1 protein-coding gene is annotated in these 248 nt (G+C 41.9%); it reads right to left on the reverse strand.

Features of this window, described 5'->3' with window-relative positions; genetic code table 11:
• The coding region (locus tag ACFIMA_RS09895; protein ID WP_375693792.1) for a DUF4043 family protein at nt 1–248 on the reverse strand (248 nt) is incomplete at both ends.

Below are 248 nucleotides of genomic sequence, written 5' to 3' on the forward strand. Positions count from 1 at the left end.
GCAATTGGGTCACCTGTGTTGGGTGGAGATACATCACATATGCCGATTTTCCATCAACACGAACCGGGCGCAAACGTGGATTAGCAAGTTTAGCGCGTTCAACAGCCCGATCTATAAGATCTAATGTAAAAACATCGTCTTTTGTAAGTTCTTCATCAGTCTTTTTCTTATTGGCACGAATAATACGCAGTTTGCTTGGCTCTAATGGAGCATTAAAACCATAATGTACGGGTTTAAGGGTTATGCTG

It is taken from the genome of Bartonella sp. AP88HLJMH (assembly GCF_042195605.1).
Lineage (GTDB): Bacteria > Pseudomonadota > Alphaproteobacteria > Rhizobiales > Rhizobiaceae > Bartonella.